Annotated in this window: 18 protein-coding genes and 1 pseudogene; 14 read left to right on the forward strand and 5 right to left on the reverse strand. The window is 72.8% G+C overall.

Translation table 11 applies throughout. The features are described 5' to 3' along the window. Positions 1 to 25: 25 nt before the first annotated feature. Positions 26 to 1,156, reverse strand: a complete 1,131-nt coding sequence (gene gcvT / locus GVV04_RS23440) for a glycine cleavage system aminomethyltransferase GcvT (protein ID WP_161690418.1) — start codon at positions 1,154 to 1,156, stop codon at positions 26 to 28. Positions 1,157 to 1,317: 161 nt separating this feature from the next. On the opposite strand from gcvT, the gene GVV04_RS23445 reads away from it, so the two are divergent. Next, on the forward strand, positions 1,318 to 2,886 hold the full coding sequence (locus tag GVV04_RS23445; RefSeq protein WP_161690420.1) for a leucyl aminopeptidase: 1,569 nt from the start codon (positions 1,318 to 1,320) through the stop codon (positions 2,884 to 2,886). An 88-nt stretch (positions 2,887 to 2,974) separates the two neighbouring features. Here the strand turns inward: GVV04_RS23445 and GVV04_RS23450 are convergent, their stop codons facing one another. Then, on the reverse strand, positions 2,975 to 3,304 hold the full coding sequence (locus tag GVV04_RS23450; protein WP_161690422.1) for a hypothetical protein: 330 nt from the start codon (positions 3,302 to 3,304) through the stop codon (positions 2,975 to 2,977). Positions 3,305 to 3,482: 178 nt separating this feature from the next. Here GVV04_RS23450 and lpdA point away from each other — a divergent pair, with 178 nt between their 5' ends. The 6 genes from lpdA (at position 3,483) to GVV04_RS23480 (ending at position 10,470) form a co-directional block, all read left to right on the forward strand. Further along, positions 3,483 to 4,874: a dihydrolipoyl dehydrogenase gene (gene lpdA / locus GVV04_RS23455; RefSeq protein WP_161690423.1), complete on the forward strand. Its 1,392-nt coding sequence runs from the start codon at positions 3,483 to 3,485 to the stop codon at positions 4,872 to 4,874. Between the two features lie 73 nt (positions 4,875 to 4,947). Further along, the gene (gene sucB / locus GVV04_RS23460) at positions 4,948 to 6,798 is read left to right on the forward strand and encodes a 2-oxoglutarate dehydrogenase, E2 component, dihydrolipoamide succinyltransferase (RefSeq protein ID WP_161690425.1); all 1,851 of its coding nucleotides are present in this window, start codon (positions 4,948 to 4,950) and stop codon (positions 6,796 to 6,798) included. Positions 6,799 to 6,931: 133 nt separating this feature from the next. Next, the gene (locus GVV04_RS23465) at positions 6,932 to 8,338 is read left to right on the forward strand and encodes a low temperature requirement protein A (protein WP_161690427.1); all 1,407 of its coding nucleotides are present in this window, start codon (positions 6,932 to 6,934) and stop codon (positions 8,336 to 8,338) included. Positions 8,339 to 8,414: 76 nt separating this feature from the next. Continuing rightward, entirely contained in the window at positions 8,415 to 8,930 is a 516-nt protein-coding gene (locus GVV04_RS23470) for a hemerythrin domain-containing protein (protein WP_161690429.1), read from the forward strand. Between the two features lie 228 nt (positions 8,931 to 9,158). Next, positions 9,159 to 10,109 (forward strand): LLM class flavin-dependent oxidoreductase, encoded by a 951-nt coding sequence (locus GVV04_RS23475; protein WP_161690431.1) that lies wholly within the window; start codon positions 9,159 to 9,161, stop codon positions 10,107 to 10,109. 112 nt (positions 10,110 to 10,221) lie between these two features. Next, positions 10,222 to 10,470 (forward strand): CPBP family intramembrane glutamic endopeptidase, encoded by a 249-nt coding sequence (locus GVV04_RS23480; RefSeq protein WP_328822528.1) that lies wholly within the window; start codon positions 10,222 to 10,224, stop codon positions 10,468 to 10,470. Between the two features lie 9 nt (positions 10,471 to 10,479). On the opposite strand, the gene GVV04_RS23485 is transcribed toward GVV04_RS23480, so the two are convergent. Next, the gene (locus GVV04_RS23485; protein ID WP_161690435.1) at positions 10,480 to 10,707 is read right to left on the reverse strand and encodes a GntR family transcriptional regulator; all 228 of its coding nucleotides are present in this window, start codon (positions 10,705 to 10,707) and stop codon (positions 10,480 to 10,482) included. Between the two features lie 513 nt (positions 10,708 to 11,220). Between GVV04_RS23485 and GVV04_RS23490 the strand changes: the two genes are divergently transcribed. Beyond that, complete coding sequence (locus GVV04_RS23490; protein WP_201754058.1) at positions 11,221 to 11,520, forward strand: hypothetical protein; 300 nt, start codon at positions 11,221 to 11,223, stop codon at positions 11,518 to 11,520. Positions 11,521 to 11,600: 80 nt separating this feature from the next. Here the strand turns inward: GVV04_RS23490 and GVV04_RS23495 are convergent, their stop codons facing one another. Then, positions 11,601 to 11,960, reverse strand: coding sequence for a MerR family transcriptional regulator (locus GVV04_RS23495; RefSeq protein WP_161690437.1), 360 nt, complete (start codon positions 11,958 to 11,960; stop codon positions 11,601 to 11,603). Between the two features lie 53 nt (positions 11,961 to 12,013). On the opposite strand from GVV04_RS23495, the gene GVV04_RS23500 reads away from it, so the two are divergent. Both GVV04_RS23500 and GVV04_RS23505 read left to right on the forward strand, forming a co-directional pair. Beyond that, entirely contained in the window at positions 12,014 to 13,024 is a 1,011-nt protein-coding gene (locus GVV04_RS23500; protein ID WP_161690439.1) for an aldo/keto reductase, read from the forward strand. Between the two features lie 102 nt (positions 13,025 to 13,126). Then, a complete protein-coding gene (locus GVV04_RS23505) occupies positions 13,127 to 14,026 on the forward strand; it encodes a TIGR01777 family oxidoreductase (RefSeq protein WP_161690441.1) in 900 nt (299 codons plus the stop codon). Positions 14,027 to 14,143: 117 nt separating this feature from the next. On the opposite strand, the gene GVV04_RS23510 is transcribed toward GVV04_RS23505, so the two are convergent. Then, the gene (locus GVV04_RS23510) at positions 14,144 to 17,215 is read right to left on the reverse strand and encodes a BTAD domain-containing putative transcriptional regulator (RefSeq protein WP_161690443.1); all 3,072 of its coding nucleotides are present in this window, start codon (positions 17,213 to 17,215) and stop codon (positions 14,144 to 14,146) included. Between the two features lie 83 nt (positions 17,216 to 17,298). Between GVV04_RS23510 and GVV04_RS34830 the strand changes: the two are divergent. The 4 genes and pseudogenes from GVV04_RS34830 to GVV04_RS23530 form a co-directional block, all read left to right on the forward strand. Continuing rightward, positions 17,299 to 18,279 (forward strand): annotated as a pseudogene (locus GVV04_RS34830) (NAD(P)-dependent oxidoreductase); the annotation flags it as partial. Between the two features lie 265 nt (positions 18,280 to 18,544). Continuing rightward, entirely contained in the window at positions 18,545 to 20,362 is a 1,818-nt protein-coding gene (locus GVV04_RS23520; RefSeq protein WP_161690444.1) for a DUF2079 domain-containing protein, read from the forward strand. An 81-nt stretch (positions 20,363 to 20,443) separates the two neighbouring features. Then, positions 20,444 to 21,091, forward strand: coding sequence for a lipoyl(octanoyl) transferase LipB (gene lipB / locus GVV04_RS23525; RefSeq protein WP_161690446.1), 648 nt, complete (start codon positions 20,444 to 20,446; stop codon positions 21,089 to 21,091). A gap of 37 nt (positions 21,092 to 21,128) precedes the next feature. Continuing rightward, complete coding sequence (locus tag GVV04_RS23530) at positions 21,129 to 21,521, forward strand: VOC family protein (RefSeq protein WP_161690448.1); 393 nt, start codon at positions 21,129 to 21,131, stop codon at positions 21,519 to 21,521. Positions 21,522 to 21,588 lie beyond the last annotated feature (67 nt).

A 21,588-nucleotide genomic window follows, 5' to 3' on the forward strand; every position in this document is an offset into this window, starting at 1 on the left:
GGGGCAGGCGGGGCCGGGCGAGGGGTCAGCGGACCGAGGGGGTTACGAAAGGCGGGCGGGTGAGGCGCATGGGGGTGCGGCGGCCGCGGATGTCGACCTCCACCGTGTCGCCGTCGGCGAGGGCGGCGGACGTGTCGAGCAGGGCCAGGGCGATGCCCTGCTTGCGGGTCGGCGAGAACGTGCCGCTGGTCACCGTGCCGACCTGCGTGTCGCCGGCGTACACCGCCATGCCGGGGCGCGGGATGGCCCGGTCGACCGCCTCCAGGCCGCGCAGCGTACGCGCCGGCCCGGCGGCCTTCTCGGCGCGCAGCGCGTCGCGGCCCCAGAACGCCGGCTTGTCCCAGCCGACCGCCCAGCCCGAGCGCCCCTGCACCGGGGTGATCTCCGGCGACAGGTCCTGCCCGTGCAGCGGGTACCCCATCTCGGTGCGCAGGGTGTCCCGCGCCGCCAGCCCGCAGGCCCGCAGCTCGTACGCCTGGCCCGCGGCGAAGATGGCGTCCCAGACCGCGACGGCGTGCTCGGCCGGCACCACCAGCTCGTAGCCCAGCTCACCTGTGTAGCCGGTGCGGCACACCACCAGGTCGGCGCCGGCCAGGGTGGCGGCGCGGAAGCTCATGTAGCCGTGGTCGGTGGGCAGGCCCAGCGCGTCGAGCAGCTCCCCCGAGCGCGGCCCCTGCACGGCCAGCACCGCGTACGCCTCGTGCTCGTCGGTGACGACCAGCCCCTGCGGCGCGGCGGCCCGCAGGCGGCGCACCACCTCGGCCGTGTTCGCGGCGTTCGGGATCAGGAAGACGTGGTCCTCGGCGTGCAGGTAGGCGATGATGTCGTCGACCACGCCGCCCGTCGCGTCGTCGCAGCAGAGCGTGTACTGCGCCTGGCCGGGGCCGATCCGGCCGAGGTCGTTGCTGAGGCAGGCGTTGACGAAGTCCGCCGCCCCGGGCCCGACCACCCGGGCCTTGCCCAGGTGCGACACGTCGAACACCCCGACCCCGGTACGGACCGCCGCGTGTTCCTTGAGCACTCCGCCGCCGGTGTACTCCAGCGGCATCTCCCAGCCACCGAACGGGGCGAACTTGGCGCCGAGGGCGGTGTGCCGCCCGTGCAACGGGGAATGACGCAGCCGGGTCGCGGCGGCGTCGGAGGTCACGTCGGTCATGGGTGGCAACTTACCGGTGCCTGAACGTCTGGTTAGCATCGGCGGGAGCCCGCCGAAGCAGTTCGGTGGGACAGCCAATCGTCCGGCGGTAGGTTACGCCGGAGACCTTCATCGCCGGTACGCGACGACGCGACCGGCCCGGCCCGCCCGGAGTAGCTTCAGTGACATCGCCCAGCACCACCATCAGCCTGGTCGACACCGACCCCGCCGAGCTCGCCGTCGACGCGATCGTGATCGGCCTGCACAGCCAGACGGGAGAGCAGGACGTCGCCGGTCCGGCCGGCGCCCTGCTGCTCGCCAGCGGCGCCGAGAGCATCGCCGCCGCCTTTGACGGCAAGCTGACCGAGACGCTGGCGCTGCTCGGCGCGACCGGCGCCCCGGGCGAGGTGATCAAGCTGGCCACCCTGGGCACCGTCACCGCCCCGATCGTCGCCGCGGTCGGGCTCGGCGCGGAGCCGACCGGTGCCGCCCCGGCGCCGGAGACGCTGCGCCGGGCCGCCGGCTCGGTGGTCCGGGCCCTGGCCGGGGCGCGCCGGGTGGCGCTGACCCTGCCGCTGCCCGACGACGCCGACGCCCCCGCCGCGCTGCGCGCGGTCGCCGAGGGCGCGCTGCTCGGCTCGTACCGCTTCGCCGGGTACAAGACCCGGCCGCAGCCGGCCCGGCGGGAGCCGGTGGCCGAGGTGCTGATCGCCGTCCCGGAGGCCGGCGACGCGACCGCCCGGGCGGAGGTCGAGCGGGCGCAGGCGGTGGCCGGCGCGGTCCGGCTGACCCGGGACTGGGTGAACACCGCCCCGAACATGCTGCGTCCGCCGGAGTTCGCCGACGTGGTGGCCGAGGCCGCGCGGGCGGCCGGGCTGGGCGTCGAGGTGCTCGACGAGGAGGCCCTGGCGGCCGGCGGCTACGGCGGCATCATCGCCGTCGGCCAGGGTTCCGAGGCCCCGCCGCGCCTGGTCAAGCTGACCTACACGCCGGAGGGTGGCGGCACCGGCAAGCGGGTGGCGCTGGTCGGCAAGGGCATCACCTTCGACACCGGCGGCATCTCGATCAAGCCGGCCCAGGGCATGTGGGAGATGAAGTCCGACATGGGTGGCGCGGCTGCGGTCGGCGCGGCCATGCTGGCGATCGCCGCGCTCAAGCCGGCGGTCACGGTGACCGGGTACCTGCCGATGGCCGAGAACATGCCGTCGGGCACGAGCTACCGGCCGGGCGACGTGATCACCATGTACAACGGCAAGAAGGTGGAGGTGCTCAACACCGACGCCGAGGGCCGGATGGTCCTGGGTGACGCCCTCGCCCGGGCCTGCGAGGACGGCGCCGACTACCTGTTCGAGACCTCCACCCTGACCGGCGGTCAGGTGATCTCGCTGGGCAAGCGGATCGCCGGCGTGATGGGCAGCCCGGAGCTGTGCGAGCGGGTCCGGGTGGCCGGCGACGCGGTCGGCGAGCCGGCCTGGCCGATGCCGCTGCCCGACGAGGTGCGCAAGGGCATGGACTCCGACGTCGCCGACATCTCGCAGGTCAACGCCGGCATGGACCGGGCGGGTCACATGCTCCAGGGCGGCGTGTTCCTGCGCGAGTTCGTCACCGACGAGGTGGCCTGGGCGCACATCGACATCGCCGGCCCGAGCTACCACTCGGGCGAGCCGACCGGCTACTGGACCAAGGGCGGCACCGGAGTCCCGGTCCGCACCCTGATCCACCTGGTCGAGGACGTCGCCACGAACGGCTGACCCCCCCCGCGCACTTTCACGGAAAGAGTGGCCATTCCGCGCGGAATGGCCACTCTTTCCGTGAAAGAGGGGCCCGTAGGGGCGGGGGTCAGGGGTGGTGGGGGCGGCGCTTGCGGCGTTCGTTGTAGTCGCGCATGCGTTGTGGGTAGCCCATCAGGCGGACGTCGTAGACGGGGATGGCCAGCTTGTGGGCGAAGCGGCGGGCGCCCTCGGGGCCGTCAACGCGGCGGCGGGTCCACTCCCCGTCATCGGCGATGAGGATCACGGTGGTCTCGGTGACGGTGGTACGCGGCTCGATGAACGCCTCGACACCCCGACGGGTTCGGACGAAGTTCTCCAGGTGTTCGAGATCGGCGCGGTCGAGTGCGCGATCGCGGCCCGCCGGGCGCGCCTGCTTGCGTCGTCGGAACAGCGCCACCGACCGTCTCCCCCTGTGTCCGTCATCGAAGCTGGCGCCAAGCGTACGTGTCGGTGACGTGTCGTTGGGCACCTCACTACGCGGCCGGTAGGCGGTGGTGACAAGATGACCGAGGTGGGGACTGTCCGTGCCACCCCGCCGTGACCCCCGATGCAGTGACGCGAACTGGGAGTTGAACGTGAGCGAGCCGAACGACGCAACCTTCGACATCGTCATCCTCGGAGGTGGCAGCGGCGGCTACGCGGCGGCGCTGCGCGCCGCCCAGCTGGACCTGTCGGTCGCACTGGTCGAGAAGGGCAAGCTCGGCGGGACCTGCCTGCACAACGGCTGCATCCCGACGAAGGCCCTGCTGCACGCCGCCGAGATCGCCGACCAGACCCGCGAGTCCGAGCAGTTCGGCGTGAAGGCCGAGCTGGTGGGCGTCGACATGGCGGGCGTCAACTCGTACAAGGACGGGGTGATCTCCCGCCTGTACAAGGGCCTCCAGGGCATGTTGAAGAGCAACAAGGCGATCACCGTCGTCGAGGGCCACGGCAAGCTGGTCGCCCCGAACGCCGTCGAGGTCGACGGCAAGCGCTACACCGGCCGCAACGTCGTGCTGGCCTCCGGCTCGTACGCGAAGAGCCTGCCCGGCCTGGAGGTCGACGGCGAGAAGATCATCACCAGCGACCACGCGCTGAATCTCGACCGGGTCCCCTCCTCGGCGATCGTGCTGGGCGGTGGCGTGATCGGCGTCGAGTTCGCCAGCGTGTGGAAGTCCTTCGGCGTGGACGTCACGATCATCGAGGCGCTGCCCCGGCTGGTCGCCGCCGAGGACGAGGAGTCGTCGAAGGCGCTGGAGCGGGCCTTCCGCAAGCGGAAGATCAACTTCAAGGTCGGCAAGCCGTTCGAGAAGGTCGAGAAGACCGACAAGGGCGTCAAGGTCACCATCGCCGGCGGCGAGACCGTCGAGGCCGAGCTGCTGCTGGTCGCCGTCGGCCGCGGCCCGAACACCGCCGACCTCGGGTACGAGGAGCAGGGCGTCAAGACCGACCGCGGCTACGTGCTGACCGACGAGCGGCTGCGCACCGGCGTGCCGAACGTGTACGCCGTCGGCGACATCGTGCCCGGCCTCCAGCTCGCCCACCGCGGCTTCCAGCAGGGCATCTTCGTCGCCGAGGAGATCGCCGGCCAGAACCCGGCCGTGATCGACGAGGCCGGCATCCCGCGGGTCACCTACTGCGACCCGGAGCTTGCCTCGGTCGGCCTCACCGAGGCGAAGGCCAAGGAGCAGTACGGCGCCGACAAGGTCAAGACGTACAACTACAACCTGGGCGGCAACGGCAAGAGCCAGATCCTCAAGACCGCCGGCTTCGTGAAGCTGGTGCGGGTCGAGGACGGCCCCGTCGTCGGCGTGCACATGGTCGGCGCCCGGGTCGGCGAGCTGGTCGGTGAGGCGCAGCTCATCTACAACTGGGAGGCCTACCCGGCCGAGGTGGCACAGCTCGTGCACGCCCACCCGACCCAGGGCGAGGCCCTGGGCGAGGCGCACCTCGCCCTCGCCGGCAAGCCGCTGCACGCGCACGCCTGATCGAGAACTGATTCCGCGGCGTCCGGCGACAGACGGGCGAGATCGCACCAGGGGAATGAAGGAGTCTTAGAACATGCCGGTATCGGTCACCATGCCTCGGCTCGGCGAGAGCGTCACCGAGGGCACCGTCACTCGCTGGCTCAAGCAGGAGGGCGACACCGTCGAGGTCGACGAGCCGCTGCTCGAGGTCTCGACCGACAAGGTCGACACCGAGATCCCGTCCCCGGCGGCGGGCGTGCTGAGCCGGATCGTGGTGGGCGAGGACGAGACCGCCGAGGTGGGCAGCGAGCTGGCCGTCATCGCCGGCGAGGGCGAGTCGGCGGGCGGCGAGGCCGCCGCGCCGCAGCAGGAGGAGCCGGCCGAGGAGGCCGCCGAGGCCGCCGCCGAGCCGCAGGCCGAGGCGGAGCAGCCGGCCGTCGAGGAGCCGGCGGCCGAGGCCGCCCCTGCTCAGGCTGCCCCGGCCCCGTCGGGCGAGGGCACCCCGGTCAAGATGCCGGCCCTGGGTGAGAGCGTCACCGAGGGTACGGTGACCCGCTGGCTCAAGCAGGTCGGCGACGCCATCGAGGTGGACGAGCCGCTGCTGGAGGTCTCCACCGACAAGGTCGACACGGAGATCCCGTCGCCGGTCGCCGGCACCCTGCTGGAGATCAAGGTCCCCGAGGACGAGACCGCTGCCGTCGGCGCCGACCTGGCGATCATCGGCGCGGCCGGTGCCGCCCCGGCCGAGGCGAAGCCCGAGCCGAAGGCGGAGGCCAAGCCGAAGGCAGAGGCCAAGCCCGAGCCGAAGCCGGAGCCGAAGGCTGAGGCCGCCCCGGCTGAGAAGGTGCAGGAGCCGACCCCGGGCCAGTCGTACAACGAGCCGGCGGCGGAGGCCGAGACCTCGGCCAAGCCGGCGCAGGCCGAGCAGCAGGCCCAGCCCGCGGCCCCGACCGCCACCCCGCAGCGCCCGTCGGCGCCCGCCGAGGGCGGCGGCGAGGAGGCTGCCGGGTACGTGACCCCGCTGGTGCGCAAGCTGGCCGGAGAGCACGGGGTGGACCTGTCCTCGATCAGCGGCACCGGTGTGGGTGGCCGGATCCGCAAGCAGGACGTGCTGGAGGCGGCGGCGAAGGCCAAGGCGGCGAAGGCAGCCCCGGCCCCGGCGGCGCAGCCGGCCGCCACGGCGGCCCCGGCCAAGCCGGCCGCGAAGCCGCAGCCGAGCGCGAAGCGCGGCACCACCGAGAAGCTGCCCCGGATCCGGGCGACCATCGCCAAGCGGATGCAGCAGTCGCTGCACGAGATGGCGCAGCTCACCACGGTGGTCGAGGTGGACGTCACCAAGGTCGCGAAGCTGCGGGCCCGGGCCAAGGACTCGTTCCAGCAGCGGCACGGGGTGAAGCTGTCGTTCCTGCCGTTCTTCGCCCTCGCGGCGGTCGAGGCGCTCCAGGCGTACCCGATCGTGAACGCCAGCATGGACCTCGACGCCGGCACGATCACCTACCCGGAGGCCGAGCACCTCGGCATCGCGGTGGACACCGAGCGCGGGCTGATGGTGCCGGTGATCCACGGTGCCGGCGACCTGAACCTGGGCGGGCTGTCCAAGCGGATCGCCGACCTGGCGGAGCGCACCCGGACCAACAAGATCAGCCCGGACGAGATCGCCGGGGCGACGTTCACGCTGACCAACACCGGCAGCCGGGGCGCGCTCTTCGACACCCCGATCGTGCCGTCGCCGCAGTCGGCGATGCTCGGCACGGGTGCCGTCGTGAAGCGCCCGGTCGTGGTGAACGACCCGGAGCTGGGCGAGGTCGTCGCGGTCCGCTCGATGGTGTACCTGGCCATGTCGTACGACCACCGGCTGATCGACGGCGCGGACGCGGCCCGCTTCCTGGTCGCGGTCAAGGAGCGGCTGGAGGCCGGCAACTTCGAGGCCGAGCTCGGCCTGTAGCTCCCGCTGTCCCACCCGACGGGCGTCCCGGTCACACCGACCGGGGCGCCCGTCGCCGTAGTCCTCGAAGTACCGCCCCGCCGGGCTGAGCCGAATCGACCCAGGGCCCGCCGCGCGCTGCGAGAGTGGACGGGTGGGCGGCAACCGGCGGCGGAGGCTCGGCCCCGCCGTGGCGATCGCCCCGGGCGCCCGGGTCGACAGGTTCGAGGTCTTCTTCGACCTGGTCTTCGTCTTCTCGTTCTTCATCATCACCCGGGCGACCGCCGCCGAGATCACCGGCACGTCCCTGCTGCACGCCATGCTGGTGCTCGCCATGCTCTGGTGGGCCTGGGTGTGGCACAGCCTGGTGGCCGCCCGGATCCGGCTCGGCCAGGGCTTCGTCCCGGTGCTGATGGTCGTCGGGATGGCCGCGCTCTTCTGCTTCGCGCTGGCGCTGCCCCAGGCCTTCGACGACCCACGGGAGGGCTCGGCCGGGCCGGTGGTCGTCGCGATCAGCTACGTGGTCCTCCGCGGCGTGCACCTGTTCCTCCTCTACCTGTACGCCGGGCGGGAGAGCCCGGAGGAGCGCCGGCAGCTTCTCCGGTTCACCCCGGAGGTGGCGCTCAGCACCCTCCTGCTGCTTGCCGCAGCGCTGATCCCCGCCACGATCGACGACCTGGACTGGGCGACCCTGGTCCGGGACGGGCTCTGGTTGGCAGCGGTGCTGATCCAGTACGCCACGGGATTCCTCTGCACCGACGGGTGGCAGGTGCAGTCGGCGGAGCACTGGACGGAACGCTACGACCTCATCCTGATCATCGCGCTGGGCGAGTCGGTCATCTCGGTCGGCGTCGGCAGCAACCTCCTCGGCCAGCCGCCCACCTGGCCTGCGGTCGCCGCCGCCGTCCTCGGCATCTTCTTCACCGCGGCGCTGTGGTGGGCCCACTACGACGTCGTCGGGCCGGCCGCCCGGATCGCGCTGCACGTTGCGAAGGGCCGCCCCCGGGCGGCGCTGGCCCGCGACGCCTTCGCCTACCTCTACCTGCCGATGATCGCCGGGATCATCCTGTTCGCCCTGGGCGCCGAGGAGATCGTGCACGGGATCACCAGTCCCGGGGTGCCCGTCAGCGAGGCGGCCCACGGCCCGGCCGTGCCCCTGCTCTTCGGCGGGGTGGGCTGCTACCTGTTCGGGAACATGCTGTTCCAGTTCCGCACGCTGCAGACGCTCTCCTGGACCCGGGTCGCCGCCGTCGTGGTGCTCGCCGTCTGCATTCCGGTCGGCGCGCGCCTGCCCGGGCTGGCCGCCATGGCGCTGTTGACCGCGATCTGCGTGGGCCTGGTCGCGGCCGAGGTGATCATCATGGCGGAGGGCCGGCTCGCCCTGCATGAGGAGGTCATCCGCGAGCGCGACAGCCACGAGGCGAGCGAGGCCGCCTGGCGGGCCCGGTGGCGCGAGGACGCCTCCGGGGAGCAGCAGGCCCCGCCGAGGATGACCGGTTCGCCGGCCGACCGCACCGGGCCCGGGTCCGCTGGGTCGGCGCGCGACGGCCACGGTGGGTAGGATCATCGCCAGCGTCGCGGTGCACCCGGCAAGGAGACCGCCGAGGGCATGGAGGCGCGGGACGTACGGGACTGACGTGCACCCTTCCCCCCGGCCGGGCGACCGCCTCACGGCGCTCGGCACCCAGTTGATCGAGATCCACCACTGGCTCCGCGAGGAGCTGGCCCGACTGCGGGCGAGCCTCGAACCCGGCGCCGCCCCGCCGGCCGGCGACGACCGGCTGCGCAGCCTGCGGGCTCACTGCCTCAGCTTCTGTTCCGCCCTCACGGCGCACCACACCGGCGAGGACGCCGGCGCGTTCCGGGTGCTCGCCGAGGAGGAGCCACGGCTGCGGCCGGTCCTGGAGAAGCTCGCCCAGGACCACCGGATGATCGACGCCATCGTCCGCCGGATCGAGGACCTGGCCGCCGGCCCGCCTGCTGCCGATCCGGCCGCCGCCGCCCGGGTGCTCGCCGAACTGGACGGCCTCACCGCCATCGTCGAGTCGCACTTCGGCTTCGAGGAGCGGACGATCATCGCCGCGCTCAACGCGCTGCGCGCCGACGCCGGCACCGCCGAGGAGCTGTTCGGCCTCGCCCCACCGGCCTGGTGACACCCCACCCCACCCGACCCGCCCCGTTGATCAAGGGGTTTCCGTCAGCCGGTCCGGCGTGTCGTGACTAAAACCTCTTGATCACCGGCGCGAACCGGGGAGAGGGTGGGAGGGGTGGGGTCAGTGGACCGGTGGGCGGGGGCGGCTGGGCGGTCGGCTGATTCGCCGGTTGGCAGAATCCGGCCCGGTGCGCTGGCCCGACGCGCGTGGACGCCGCACCCTGGGGCGATGGCGACCTTCTCCCTCCAGTCCACCCCCACCGACGCGGCGAGCTGGCTCGACCTGGCCCGCCGGGCCGAGGCCGCCGGCTTCGACGCGCTGCTCTCCGCCGACCACCCCGGCTCCTGCGCCAACCCGTTCGTGGCGCTGGCCGCCGCCGCATCGGTGACGTCGACGATCGGGCTCGGCTCGTACGTGTCGAACCTCGGCGTCCGCGAGCCGATGCTGCTCGCCGTCGACGTGGCCACCCTCGATGTGGTCTCCGGCGGGCGGGCCCGCCTCGGCGTCGGCGCCGGCCACACCCCGGCCGAGTGGCGGGCGGTCGGCCGGGAACGCCCCGACGTGGCCGGCCGGGTCCGCCGCTGTCTCGCCGTCACGGAGGCGGTCCGTGCCCTGCTCGACGGGCAGGAGGTGACCGTGGACTCCCCCGAGCTGACCGTGCACGCCGCCCGGCTGACCGCGCCCCGGCCGGTGCAGCGACGCGTCCCGCTGACCGTCGGGACGTCCAACTCGACGCTGTTGCGCTGGGCGGGGGCGCACGCCGACGTGGTCGGGCTGGCCGGCTTCGGCCGTACCCTCGAAGACGGCCACCAGCACGAGGCCCGGTGGCGGGCCGACCAGATCGAGGCGCAGCTCGCCCGTGTCGCCGAGGGGGCGGCGGGCCGGGACGTGCCGCCAGCCCTGGAGGCGCTGGTGCAGACGGTGCTGGTGACCGACGACGCGGAGGCCGCCGCCGCCGATCAGGCCGCCCGGACCGGCCTCACCGTCGCCGAGCTGCTGGCCACGCCGTTCGTGCTGATCGGCACGGAGGACGAGATCGTCGCGGCGGTCGCCGAGCACGAGCGCCGCTGGGGCGTCACCCGCTTCGTGGTACGCGCCAACGCCCTCGACCCGCTCACCCCGGTGCTTCCGCGCCTCGCGCCACTGGTCGAGGCCACGCCGCAGGAGCGATCCGCGTAGCACCTCGTAGCACAATTTCGACAGAATGCTCCCGTGGCTGAGCACGCTTCTCGCGAGATCACGCAACGCGAGCTACGGAACGACTCCGGCGCGATCATGCGCGGGGTGGAGCGTGGAGAGTCGGTGGGAGTCGATCCTGGGCCGCTGGCCGGCCATCGTGCTGGCGTCGCTGGTCTGGGCGGCCTGGCACGTCGGCATCCAGGGCACCGGACAACTCGGGACCGACCTGGCGGTCGTGGCGGTCAACCAGGGCGTGACAGGCCTCTTCCTCGGCTACCTGTGGTCCCGGTACCGGCGGATGTGGCCACTGCTCGTGACACACGGCGCGATCAACGCGGCACCCATCCTGCTCGGCCTCTGACCGGGGTCGTCAGCCCGCCGGCCGCTCGGCGACGAACACCCCAAGCCCGTGGACACCCTCGACCAGCCCCTCGGTCTTGAGCACGATCATGGCGTGGTTCACCACGCCGGCCGACACGCCGTGCTCTTTGCACAACTGGGCCGTGGACGGCAACTTGTCGCCGGGGGCAAGTTCTCCGGACGCGATCTGCCCGCGGATGAGATCCGCGAGCTGCGCCCACTTCGGTTTGGCGGGCATGTGGTCTCCCTGGTCTGCACCGCCATTCGATCACGCCTTTCCTTCTACTGACAAGTAAGCGGTAGTCAGTGGTTGACCTATGGGGAGTACTAAGTATAAGTTCGTGGCGGCTGGCTCCCTGGTCTGCAACCTGGAGCCGGTGGTCCTGCGCAGGACGCACCCGGTCGACCATTCCCCCGGTCGGCCGGGTGCCACCACCCCACCGATCCGGCGAGGAAGGGCGGGAAGGCGTGTGCTCAACAATCGACAAGGAGCGGTTCCGCGTACCCGAAGGATGGCGGTGATGTGGCCGGGCCGGCGGCGCTCCGCGACGCCGATTCCCCTCGGCCCGCGCCACCGGCGGACCTGGCGCGGATGGCAGCGCTGGTGCTCGTGCGGCCTGCGCTGGACGGCGTGCCCGGACCGGCACGCGACCCCGCCCACCGAGCCGCCGGCCCCGCCGCCGCGCAACACCCGCTGGCGGGACGGGTCGGCCGGGCCGGGCGCGCGGATCCGGCGGAACAACGGCGGTCGCTGGTGACGGGGGCCGGCCAGCACCTGCCGCTACGCCCGCTCTGGCTCTGCCGGGCCTGCGCCGCCCCCTGGCCGTGCGCGGTCGCCCGGCTCACCCTGCTACGCGAGTACGCCGACGCCCGGGTGACGCTCCTGATGTACCTGGCCGGGCTGCTGCACGACGCGGCCGACGAACTGTACACCCTCAACCCGCACGACGCCCCGGAGCCGGGGCAGCTCTTCGACCGGTTCCTGGCGTGGGCCCGCGTCCGCCCCACCACAGGGCCAACCCGACGCAGTCGCGCAAATACACGGAATTAGTGGCCTCCCACCGACGACGAGGCCACTAATTCCGTGAACTAGCGGGGTCTGCGAAGCCGGGTGCGGGACGCAGCTAACCCTCAGCCGAGCCGGTCGTAGAAGTTGATCTTCTCGCGGAGGTGGTCGTACTGGCGCTGGAGCAGGCGCGTCTGCTCCTCGACCCGCTCCGCGTGCCGGACCAGCAGCTCCCGCCGCTCCCCCGTCGTGTGGTCGCCCGCCCGGGACAGCTCGGCGTACCGGCGCATCTCGGCGATCGGCATGCCGGTGTCGCGCAGGCAGCGGAACAGCACCAGCCAGCTCAGGTCCTCGTCGGTGAACACCCGACGGCCGGCGGAGGTGCGGCCGATGCCGCTGAGCAGCCCGATCTTCTCGTAGTACCGAAGGGTGTCGAGGCTGAAGCCGCTGCGCCGGGCGGCCTCCGAGGGCGGGTAACCGGACATCGGCAGAGGATAGCGCTTGACCTGGAGCGCACTCCAGGTTGGAGGCTCGCCACATGACCATGACACGGACACTGGGCCGCAGCGGCATCGAGGTCAGCGCGATCGGGATGGGGTGCTGGGCGATCGGCGGCCCCCTCTGGGGCGACGGCGGGCAGCCGTTCGGCTGGGGCGAGGTCGACGACGACGAGTCGGTGCGCACCATCCACCGGGCCCTCGACCTCGGGGTGACCCTCTTCGACACGGCCAGCAACTACGGTGCCGGGCACAGCGAGCGGGTCCTCGGCCGCGCCCTCGCCGGCCGCCGGGACCAGGCGGTGATCGCCACCAAGTTCGGCAACCGCGCCGACGAGGCCACCCGGGCCTGGACCGGCACGGACGCCTCCCCGGCGTACGCGGTGGCGAGCCTCCACGAGTCGCTGCGCCGGCTCGGCACCGACCACGTCGACCTGTACCAACTACACATCAACGACCTGCCGGCGGCCGCCGCGCTCGACCTGGTCGACACGCTGGAGGGCCTGGTCGACCAGGGCAGCATCCGGGCGTACGGCTGGAGCACCGACAACCCCTCCTCGGCGCGGGCGTTCGCGGCGGCGGGCCCGCACTGCGCGACGGTCCAGCACGACGAGTCGGTGCTGAGCGACAACGCCGCGATGCTCGCCGTCTGCGCCGAGCTGGACCAGGCCAGCCTCAACCGGGGGCCGCTCGCGATGGGGCTGCTCACCGGCCGCTACCAGGAAAGTCCGGCGGCACGGGGCGCCGACGACGTGCGCGGGCGGGCACCGCAGTGGCTGGTCTGGTTCACCGACGGGCGGCCGACGCCGCAGTGGGTGGCCCGGGTCGCGCAGGTACGGGAGGCGCTGACGGCCGACGGGCGTACCCTCGCGCAGGGCGCGCTGGGGTGGTTGCTGGCCCGCAGCGAGCGGGCGGTGCCGATCCCCGGCTGCCGAACCGTGGCCCAGGCCGAGGAGAACTTCGCCACCCTGGCCCTCGGCCCGCTGCCGGCGGACGCCTTCGCCGAGGTGGAGCGACTGCTGGCCGACCTGCGCCCGGCCGCCGTCAACTGACCCGACCCGGCCCGGTCAGCGCCGGCCGCGCCGCCCGGCCCGCACTGTGATCGAGATCCGCTCACCGCGTCCGACCGGGGCCGCGTAGCCGAAGATGGGGGTATGCGCATCCTCATGGCCGGCGCGTCCGGCTTCCTCGGTACCCGGTTGGTCGATCGCCTGAAAGCCGACGGGCACCAGATCACCCGCCTGGTCCGGCGGCCGGCGCGCACCCCCGACGAGCGACGGTGGAATCCGTCCGGCGCGCAGCTCGACCCGGCGGTGGTCGCCGACGCCGACGCCGTGGTCAACCTGGCCGGCGCCGGCGTCGGCGACAAGCGGTGGAACGACGCGTACCGGCGGCTGATCCGGTCCAGCCGGGTCGACACCACGACCACACTGGCCATCACGATCGCCGGCATGCCGACCGCCGACCGGCCGGCGGTGCTGCTGAACGCCTCGGCCGTCGGCTGGTACGGCAACACGGGCGACCGGGTGGTCGAGGAGGACGCCCCGGCGGGCGAGGGCTACCTGGCCGACGTCTGCCGGGTCTGGGAGGCCGCGACCCGGCCGGCCGAGGACGCGGGAGTGCGGGTGATTCGGCTGCGCACCGGGCTGCCGCTGCACCGCGACGGCGGGCTGCTCAAGCCGCAGCTGCTGCCGTTCAAGCTGGGCGTCGCGGGGCGGCTGGGCAGCGGCCGGCAGTGGCTGCCGTGGATCTCGATGGCCGACTGGCTGGACGCCGTGCGGTTCCTGCTGGACCGCGACGACGTGGCCGGCCCGGTCAACGGGGTCGGCCCGGCCCCGGTCACCAACGCCGAGTTCACCAAGGAGCTGGCCCGCCAGCTGCACCGCCCCGCGATCGTGCCGATCCCGGCGCTGGCGTTGAAGGTGGTGCTCGGCGGTTTCGCCCACGAGGCGCTGACCAGCACCCGCGTCCTGCCGGGCGTGCTCACCGGATCCGGCTTCACCTACCGCCAACCCGACCTGCCCACCGCCCTGCACGCCGCCCTCACCGACTAGCCACACCACGCGCGGCTGTACGCGTACGCGGTCAGCCGGGCGGGCCGGCGATTCGCCGACAACGTGGTCAGCGCGAGGTACCCCTATGGGGCGGGTATGCGGGCCGCCGGGCGGATCCTACTCGAAATCGTCGTCGACGGCGGCAGAGAACTCAGCAGCGAACATCTCTGTGCCCAGCGTCGCGAGGACCTCGACCGTGATGCGGTCGACGTCGCCGCGCTCGGCTTCCGGAAGCGGCGCGCCGGAGGATTCGCGGGCCCGGACGGCGGCGCCCAGGAGGCGGGCGGCCCGCACGGGTTGGCCTGCGAGGGCGTATGCCCCGGCGAGGCCCTCGCGGGCGAGCGCGAGGGCCCGGGGGTCGCCGCTGTCCCGGGCGACGGCGAGGCCTTGGCGGTGCAGGGTGAGGGCCTCGGGTGCGTCGCCGCGTTGTTCGGCGAGGAATCCGAGTTCGGCAAGAAGGAGTGCCGGGCCCGGGCCGAATTCGACCTGGCGGTGCCACGCGAGAGTCTTGCGCAGGTATTCCTCAGCGAGGTCAAGGTCGCCCTCGCGCCGGGCCCCGAGAGCAAGACCGATCTCGGCGTGGATCTCGCCCGCCGTGTACCCGTGCTCGGCAGCCAGGGCCATCGCCCTAGCGTGGAGATCGGCGGCCTGCCGGAAGTCACCGGTGAGAAGAGCGATTCTGCCGAGCCCGGTGATCCGGTCGGCGGCCTCCGTCCAAAAGCCCAGTTCTTCGGCCAGGTGCAGGCCGGCCTGGTGCAGGTGTGCCGCGAGTGTGTAGTCGCCGGTGATCGTGGCCAGTGCCGCCAGCGGATAGGTGGTCCGCAGTTGTCCCCAGCGGTCGCCGAGTTTCTCGAAGTGCGCGTGGGCCTCCTTGGCGTCGCGACTCAGCGCAATGAGATCTCCCCGCAGCAGAGCCTGCGTGGCCCGGGTGCTGAGTGCTGCGGCGATGCCCCAACGGTCACCGGTCACACGGAAGTCGGTCAGGGCGCGGTTCACCAGTCTCTCGCTGCGGGCCAGGTCCTCGCCCGCGCCGAGCGAGGCGTGGCCGAGGAACCAGTTGGCGCGTGCGCAATCCGCCCGGCCGTCCACCTCCGCCTCGTTCGGGCGAGCCGGGCCATTCCATTTTTCCCCGGCCAACAGGGTGAATCCGGCGTACCAGAGCACGGCCTGGGGCCGGAGAACGTTGGGGGTGCTGCCGCCGACCCGCACGGCTTCGCCCAGCGATCGTCGGGCCTCGCTCAGCCGACCGCGAAGAAACCAGTACCAGGTCGAGGCCAGCGCCGTCCGCAGGGCCCCGGTGGCATCGTTCCGGCGCACGGCGCACTCCAGGGCGATGCGCAGGTTGGCGCTCTCGTGGTCCAGGAGGTCCAGCCCGCGCTGCTGCTCGGGGCCGTAGAGCTGGGCCGTCACCTGTTCGGCGAGTTCGGTGTAGTAGGCGTGGTGGCGCAGGTGGAGCGCCTCGGACTCGTCCGCCTCCCCCAGGCGTTCCAGCGCGTACGCCGCCACCGACTCCGGCAGCCGGTAACGAGGGCCGTCGGCCACGGTGACCAGCGAGCGGTCCACCAGCCGGATCAGTGGGTCGAGAACCTCGTTGTCGCCGCCGCACACGGCCTCGGCCGCGCTCAGAGTGCAGCCGTCGGCGAAGACCGCTAGGCGGCGCAGGAGCCCACGCTCGTCGTCAGCGAGAAGTTCCCAACTCCAGTCGATCACCGCCCGCAGCGTTCGCTGGCGCGGTGGAACGCCGCGTCTGCCGCCGGCAAGCAGCCGGAACCGGTCATCCAGCCGGCTGGACACCTCGTGCACGCCCAGCGCGCGGACCCGGGTGGCGGCCAGTTCCAGTGCGAGAGGTATCCGGTCGAGGCGGCGGCAGATGGTGGCGACGGCGTCCGTGTTGTCCGCGGTAACGGCGAACCCGGGCGCGGCGGCGGCGGCGCGCACCGCGAACAGCCGCTCGGCGTCGGCCTGCGGCAACGGCGGCACGGCCCACACCGCCTCACCGGCCAGCCCGAGAGGTTCCCTGCTGGTGGCCAGGACGCGCAAGCCCGGTGAGGCGGACAAGATCCGGCGTACGACATCGGCCGCCGCGTCGATGACGTGCTCGCAGTTGTCGAGGAGCAGCAGGAGCCGCCTCGAACGCAGCGCGTCCTCCAGCCCTCCTGGCCCCACTTCACGGATGCCCAGCGCTGCACTCAATTGCTCGGCCACCTCAGTGGATCCGGCGAGGCTGACGGTCCGGACGCTGTGCGGATACACGTCGGCCGCCCGGGCAGCGGCCTCCTCGGCCAGCCGGGTCTTGCCGACCCCGCCGGGGCCGGTCAGGGTCACCAGCCGGTGGGAGATGAGCAGTTCACCTACCGCGGACACGGCGTCGTCCCTGCCGATCAGGGCGGTGAGTGGAGCCACTGGCTCACCGCCGCGCTCCCGGAAGGTGGGGGCCGCCTCCAGCGCGGCGTCGTGCCCAAGGATGGCCTGGTGCAGGGCGGTCAGTTCCGGCCCGGGATCCACGCCCAGTTCGTCGGCCAACTGGTGCCGTAGCTGGGAATAGGCGGCCAGGGCCTCGGACTGCCGCCCGGCCTGGTAGAGCGCCCGGATCTGCGCGGCGCGCAGCCGTTCCCGCAGTGGGTGGCGGGCAACCTGCTCACTCAACCCATCGGTCAGCGTGCGGTGCTCGCCAAGCTCCAGACGAGTTTCGGCGAGTGCCTCAACGGCGGTCAGCCGCTGTTCCTCCAGCCGCCCGGCCACGGTCCGCACGAATCTGTGGTCACCGAGGTCAGCGAAGGCGTCCCCTCTCCACAGAGCCAGAGCTTCCGTCAACAGGCCCGCCCTGGCGTGCAGGTCCTCGGTGCGGTAGGCGGCGTTGGTCATCTCGGTGAACCGGTGGGAGTCGACGTTCTTGGGGTCAATCCGCAGCAGATATCCCGGCGGCCTTGACTCCACCAGCGCCCCGGCCCCGGGCTCGGCCCCCGCCAGGGAACGACGCAGTCGCGACACCTTCGTCTGCAGGGCACCGGCAGGGTTCCCGGGTAACCGGTCCGCCCACAGCTCGTCCACCAATCGGTCCACCGAAACCGCACGACCCGCGTGGATCAGCAGCAGAGCCAGCAGCGCGCGGACCTTCGCCTCGGGGACGTCGACCGCGGTCCCGGTGGCCGTCCGGACGGCGAGCGGGCCCAGCACGCGGAAGTACATGGCGGCACAGTATCCGGCCACCGACGGCGGCCGCCTGAAGACCGACAGCGGCTCGACAGAGTTCCGCCAGCGCCGGTCGGCACTGTGAACACACCGAACGAAGCGTCCGGCGACGCCGGCCGAAGGAACAAAGGAGGCATCAGATGTCGAAGAACGACAACCACGAGCGATCCGCGGTGTCAGTGATCGGCCTGGGGCAGATGGGGACCCGGCTCGCCCAGGCATTTCTGGCTGCCGGACACACGACGACCGTATGGAACCGTACGGCAGCAAAGGCCGACGCCCTCGTCGTACAGGGTGCCGTCCGGGCGGCGACCGTGGAGGCGGCGGTCGCCGCGAGTCCCCTCGTCGTGGTCTGCCTACCGGACTACCCGACCGTGCGGGATCTGCTCGGGCCGGTGGCAGAGAGTCTGCGGGGTCGGGCCCTGGTGAACCTGACCTTCGGCACCCCGGAGGACGCCGCGACGATGGCAGGGTGGGTGGCCGGGCACGGCGCCGACTACCTCGACGGTGCCATGATGGCCCTCCCCGAAACCGTCGCCACCCCGGAGGGCTTTTTTCTCTACAGCGGATCCCAGCATGCCTTCACCACCCACCGGCGCGATTTGGAGGTAATGGCACCGGCGCACTACTTCGGCACGAAGGCGGGCTCTGCGGAGATTCATGACCTGGCCCTGCTGGGCACCGGGTACGCGGCCCTCACCGGATTCCTGCACGCCGCGGCGCTACTCGACGTTGTGGGCACCACCCCGGAGGTGTTCGCCCCGCTGGCGGCACAATGGCTGCGCGGCATGGCCGAGTTCCTGCCCGAGCTGGCGCGCGAAGCCGGATCATCGGAGTACACGAATGCAGTCTCCACGGTCGACATGAACCGGGCCGGAGTCGACAGTCTCATCCAACTCAGCAAGGCCAACGGTATTGCCGCCGCCGTCCATGAGCCGCTGAAAGCCCTGCTCGACAGGCGGTCGGCCGACGGTCACGGCCAGGACAGCTTTTCCAGCGTGTACGAGCTGTTGAGATCACGAGCCCTGGGGGGCGATGAGCGCGGAACGCGGATCGGCTGACACACGGCCTTTCCGGCCCAGCGGCAGGGGACAAGGCAGACTTGGCCCCTGCCCGAGCTGGGCGCGATACCGAGCCGTCTCCTCAATCTCGGGGAACCGGGACGAATACGAGTTCGAGGTGCACGAGCCGCCGGAACTCGTCGCGTACCTGCGCGAGATCGCGGACGGGCCGACCGGGCGGCGGCCGGTACGCGTACCCGGTGAGGTTGCCGGGGTTCGAGTGCGTCCTGACCGGCGTGCCCGCTGCGGTTGGTAACGTCCCTGGGTGTCGACCTCCCCGTCCCTGGCGCCGTCGCCGGTCCCGCCGCCCCGTGTCGTCCGCCACCGGCGGGCCGACCTGACTGTGGCGCTCATCGCGCTGGCGCTCGCCGTCTGGGTGACCAGCGGGCTGTGGCGGGACCCGAACGCCCGCGCCATCACGGTCAACTCCAGCGACCAGGCGCTCTTCGAGTGGCTGCTGGCCTTCGGCGGGCACGCGCTCACCCACGGCGAGAACCCGCTCTTCACGTCCCTGATCAACGTCCCCGACGGGGTGAACCTCGCGGTCAACACCTCGATCACCGTGTACGCGGCGGTCTTCGCCCCGCTGACGTACCTGGTCGGGCCGCCGGCCACGTTCCTGGTGATCCTCACCCTCAACCTGGCCGCCACGGCGGTGGCCTGGTACCTGCTGCTGTCCCGGCAGTTCGTCCACAGCCGGCTCGCGGCGGCGGTCGGCGCGCTGTTCGTCGCGTACTCCCCCGGCATGGTGTCGCACGCCAACGCCCACCTGAACTGGACGGCCGGCTGGCTGGTGCCGCTGCTGGTCTGGCGGCTGTTCGCGCTGCGCCGCCCCGCGCACTGGCTGCGCGACGGAATCGTGCTCGGCGTCACCGTCGCGGTGGCCTTCTCCATCGCCGCCGAGGGGCTGTTCTTCACCGCCCTGGCGCTCGGCGTCTTCCTGCCCGTCTGGGCGCTACACCCGAGCCGGCGGGCCGCCGCCCGGGCCGCGCTGCCCACCTTCCTGCGCGGGCTGGGCGTCACCGCGCTGACCGCCGGGGTGCTGCTGGCGTACCCGCTGTGGCTGCACTTCGCAGGGCCGCAACGGTTCCACGGCACCGGCTTCGACCCGATCATCCACTCCGAGGACGTCGCCGCGTTCGGTGCGTACCCGCGCCGGTCGCTGGCCGGCGAGGCCGGGTGGGGCACCTCGCTCGCGCCCAACCCGACCGAGGAGAACTCGTTCTTCGGGGTGCCGCTGCTGCTGCTCGCCGCCGTCTGCCTCGGCTACCTGTGGCGGCGGGACCGGGCCCGCCGGGCCACCGTGTGGGCGCTGGGCGTCACCGGCGTGGTCTTCGCGGTGCTGTCCTGGGGCCCCCGGGCCACGTGGAACGGCGAGCGCACCGACCGGCCGCTGCCCTTCCTGCTGCTGGACAACCTGCCGGTGGTCAACGCCGCCCTGCCGTCCCGGCTGGCCCTGGTGGTGGCCCCGGTGATCGGGCTGCTGCTGGCGTACACCGTCGACCGGCTGCGCGCCGACCCGCCCCGGCACCGCGCCGTGTCCGCCGCCTGGGGCCTCGGCTTCGCGGCGGCGCTGCTGCCGCTGCTGCCCACCCCGCTGCTGACCAGCGTCCGCGAGCCGGTGCCGGCGTTCGTCACGGCGGGCACCTGGCGACAGTACGTCTCCCCGGGCGGGGTGCTCACCCCGCTGCCGCTGACCCTCGACGTGACCCCGGACGGGCAGCGCTGGCAGGCGTACGCGCTGGCCCACCGGCAGGGCGAGTTCCGCATCCCGGCCGGGTTCTTCCTCGGCCCGGGCGGCCCGGACGGCCGGGGCCGGATCGGCCCGCCGCCGCGCACCTTCGACACCCTGATGGACCAGGCCGGCAGCACCGGGCTGGTGCCGATCATCACCGAGGGCAGCATCGAGGAGTCCCTGGCCGACCTGCGGTACTGGGGCGTCGAGGTGGTCGTGCTCGCCGACCGGGTGCACGGCGCCAAGTACGACCTCGACGAGGAGGCCCTGCGCCGCACCGCCACCGCCCTGCTCGGCCCCCCGCAACGCGTGGACGACGTCTGGCTCTGGAAGATCCCCCCACCCTGACGTGGGGTGTGCGGGGCGGGGTGGGGGGTGGTGAGCCGGCTCACCGCAGGTGACCGGCGGGTACGGGGCTAGGGTGGTGGCGTGACCGCGACGATTTCGGGGCTGACCGCTGTACGTGCAGGGGTGCTCGACTACCAGGCCGCATGGGACGAGCAGCGGCGGCTGCACGAGTCGGTGGTGGCCGGCGAGCGCGGCGACACGGTGCTGCTGCTGGAGCACCCGAGCGTCTACACCGCAGGCAAGCGCACCGAGCCGTGGGACCGGCCGATGGACGGCACTCCGGTGGTCGACGTCGACCGGGGCGGCAAGATCACCTGGCACGGGCCGGGGCAGCTCGTCGGGTACCCGATCGTGCGGCTGCCCGACCCGGTGGACGTGGTCGCGTACGTGCGCCGCACCGAGCAGCTCCTGATCGACGTCTGCGCCGAGTTCGGGCTGACCGCCGGCCAGGTCGAGGGGCGCAGCGGCGTCTGGGTGCCCGAGGACGACCGGGGCCCGGCCCGCAAGGTGGCCGCCATCGGCATCCGGGTCGCCCGGGGAGTCACCCTGCACGGCTTCTCGATCAACTGCGACTGCGACCTGACATCCTTCGACCGGATCGTGCCGTGCGGCATCCGCGACGCCGGGGTCACCTCGCTCACCGCGGAGCTGGGCCGCCCGGTCACCGTGGCCGACGTGCTGCCGGTGGTCGAGCGGCACCTGCCCACCCTGGTCACCCCGCCCGCCTGACCCACCCAGGCCCGGCGACGCCTTCTAGGCTCGGCGGATGCAGATCGATCTCGTCACCCTCGTCGTCGCCGAGTACGACCCGGCCGTCGCCTTCTTCACCGAGGTCCTCGGCTTCGAACTGGTCGAGGACAGTCCCTCGCTGACCAACGACGGCCGCCCGAAGCGGTGGGTGGTGGTCCGCCCGCCGGGCGCGCAGACCGGCCTGCTGCTGGCCCGCGCCGACGGGGAACGGCAGGAGGCGGCGATCGGCGACCAGACCGCCGGACGGGTGGGCTTCTTCCTCCGGGTCGACGACTTCGAGGCCACCCACCGTCGCCTCGTCGACGCGGGCGTCGAGTTCGTCCGGCCCCCGCGCACCGAGCCGTACGGCCGGGTGGCCGTCTTCCGCGACATCGCCGGCAACCCCTGGGACCTCCTGGGCACGGGGTGAGGGGTGGGGTGGGCGACGAAGCGTTCCGCCCGACGGCGAAGGCGCCGGGGCCTCCATCAGCCGGGGC

This window comes from Micromonospora rubida (assembly GCF_009908295.1).
In the GTDB taxonomy this organism is placed as follows: Bacteria; Actinomycetota; Actinomycetes; order Mycobacteriales; family Micromonosporaceae; genus Micromonospora; species Micromonospora rubida.

Excerpts from the sequence above, each read along its gene's own strand:
- gcvT (WP_161690418.1), bottom strand. The coding sequence starts at position 1,156 with ATGACCGACGTGACCTCCGACGCCGCCGCGACCCGGCTGCGTCATTCC.
- sucB (WP_161690425.1), top strand. The coding sequence starts at position 4,948 with ATGCCGGTATCGGTCACCATGCCTCGGCTCGGCGAGAGCGTCACCGAG.
- GVV04_RS23475 (WP_161690431.1), top strand. The coding sequence starts at position 9,159 with ATGGCGACCTTCTCCCTCCAGTCCACCCCCACCGACGCGGCGAGCTGG.
- GVV04_RS23485 (WP_161690435.1), bottom strand. The coding sequence starts at position 10,707 with ATGCCCGCCAAACCGAAGTGGGCGCAGCTCGCGGATCTCATCCGCGGG.
- GVV04_RS23495 (WP_161690437.1), bottom strand. The coding sequence starts at position 11,960 with ATGTCCGGTTACCCGCCCTCGGAGGCCGCCCGGCGCAGCGGCTTCAGC.
- GVV04_RS23500 (WP_161690439.1), top strand. The coding sequence starts at position 12,014 with ATGACCATGACACGGACACTGGGCCGCAGCGGCATCGAGGTCAGCGCG.
- GVV04_RS23505 (WP_161690441.1), top strand. The coding sequence starts at position 13,127 with ATGCGCATCCTCATGGCCGGCGCGTCCGGCTTCCTCGGTACCCGGTTG.
- GVV04_RS23510 (WP_161690443.1), bottom strand. The coding sequence starts at position 17,215 with ATGTACTTCCGCGTGCTGGGCCCGCTCGCCGTCCGGACGGCCACCGGG.
- GVV04_RS23530 (WP_161690448.1), top strand. The coding sequence starts at position 21,129 with ATGCAGATCGATCTCGTCACCCTCGTCGTCGCCGAGTACGACCCGGCC.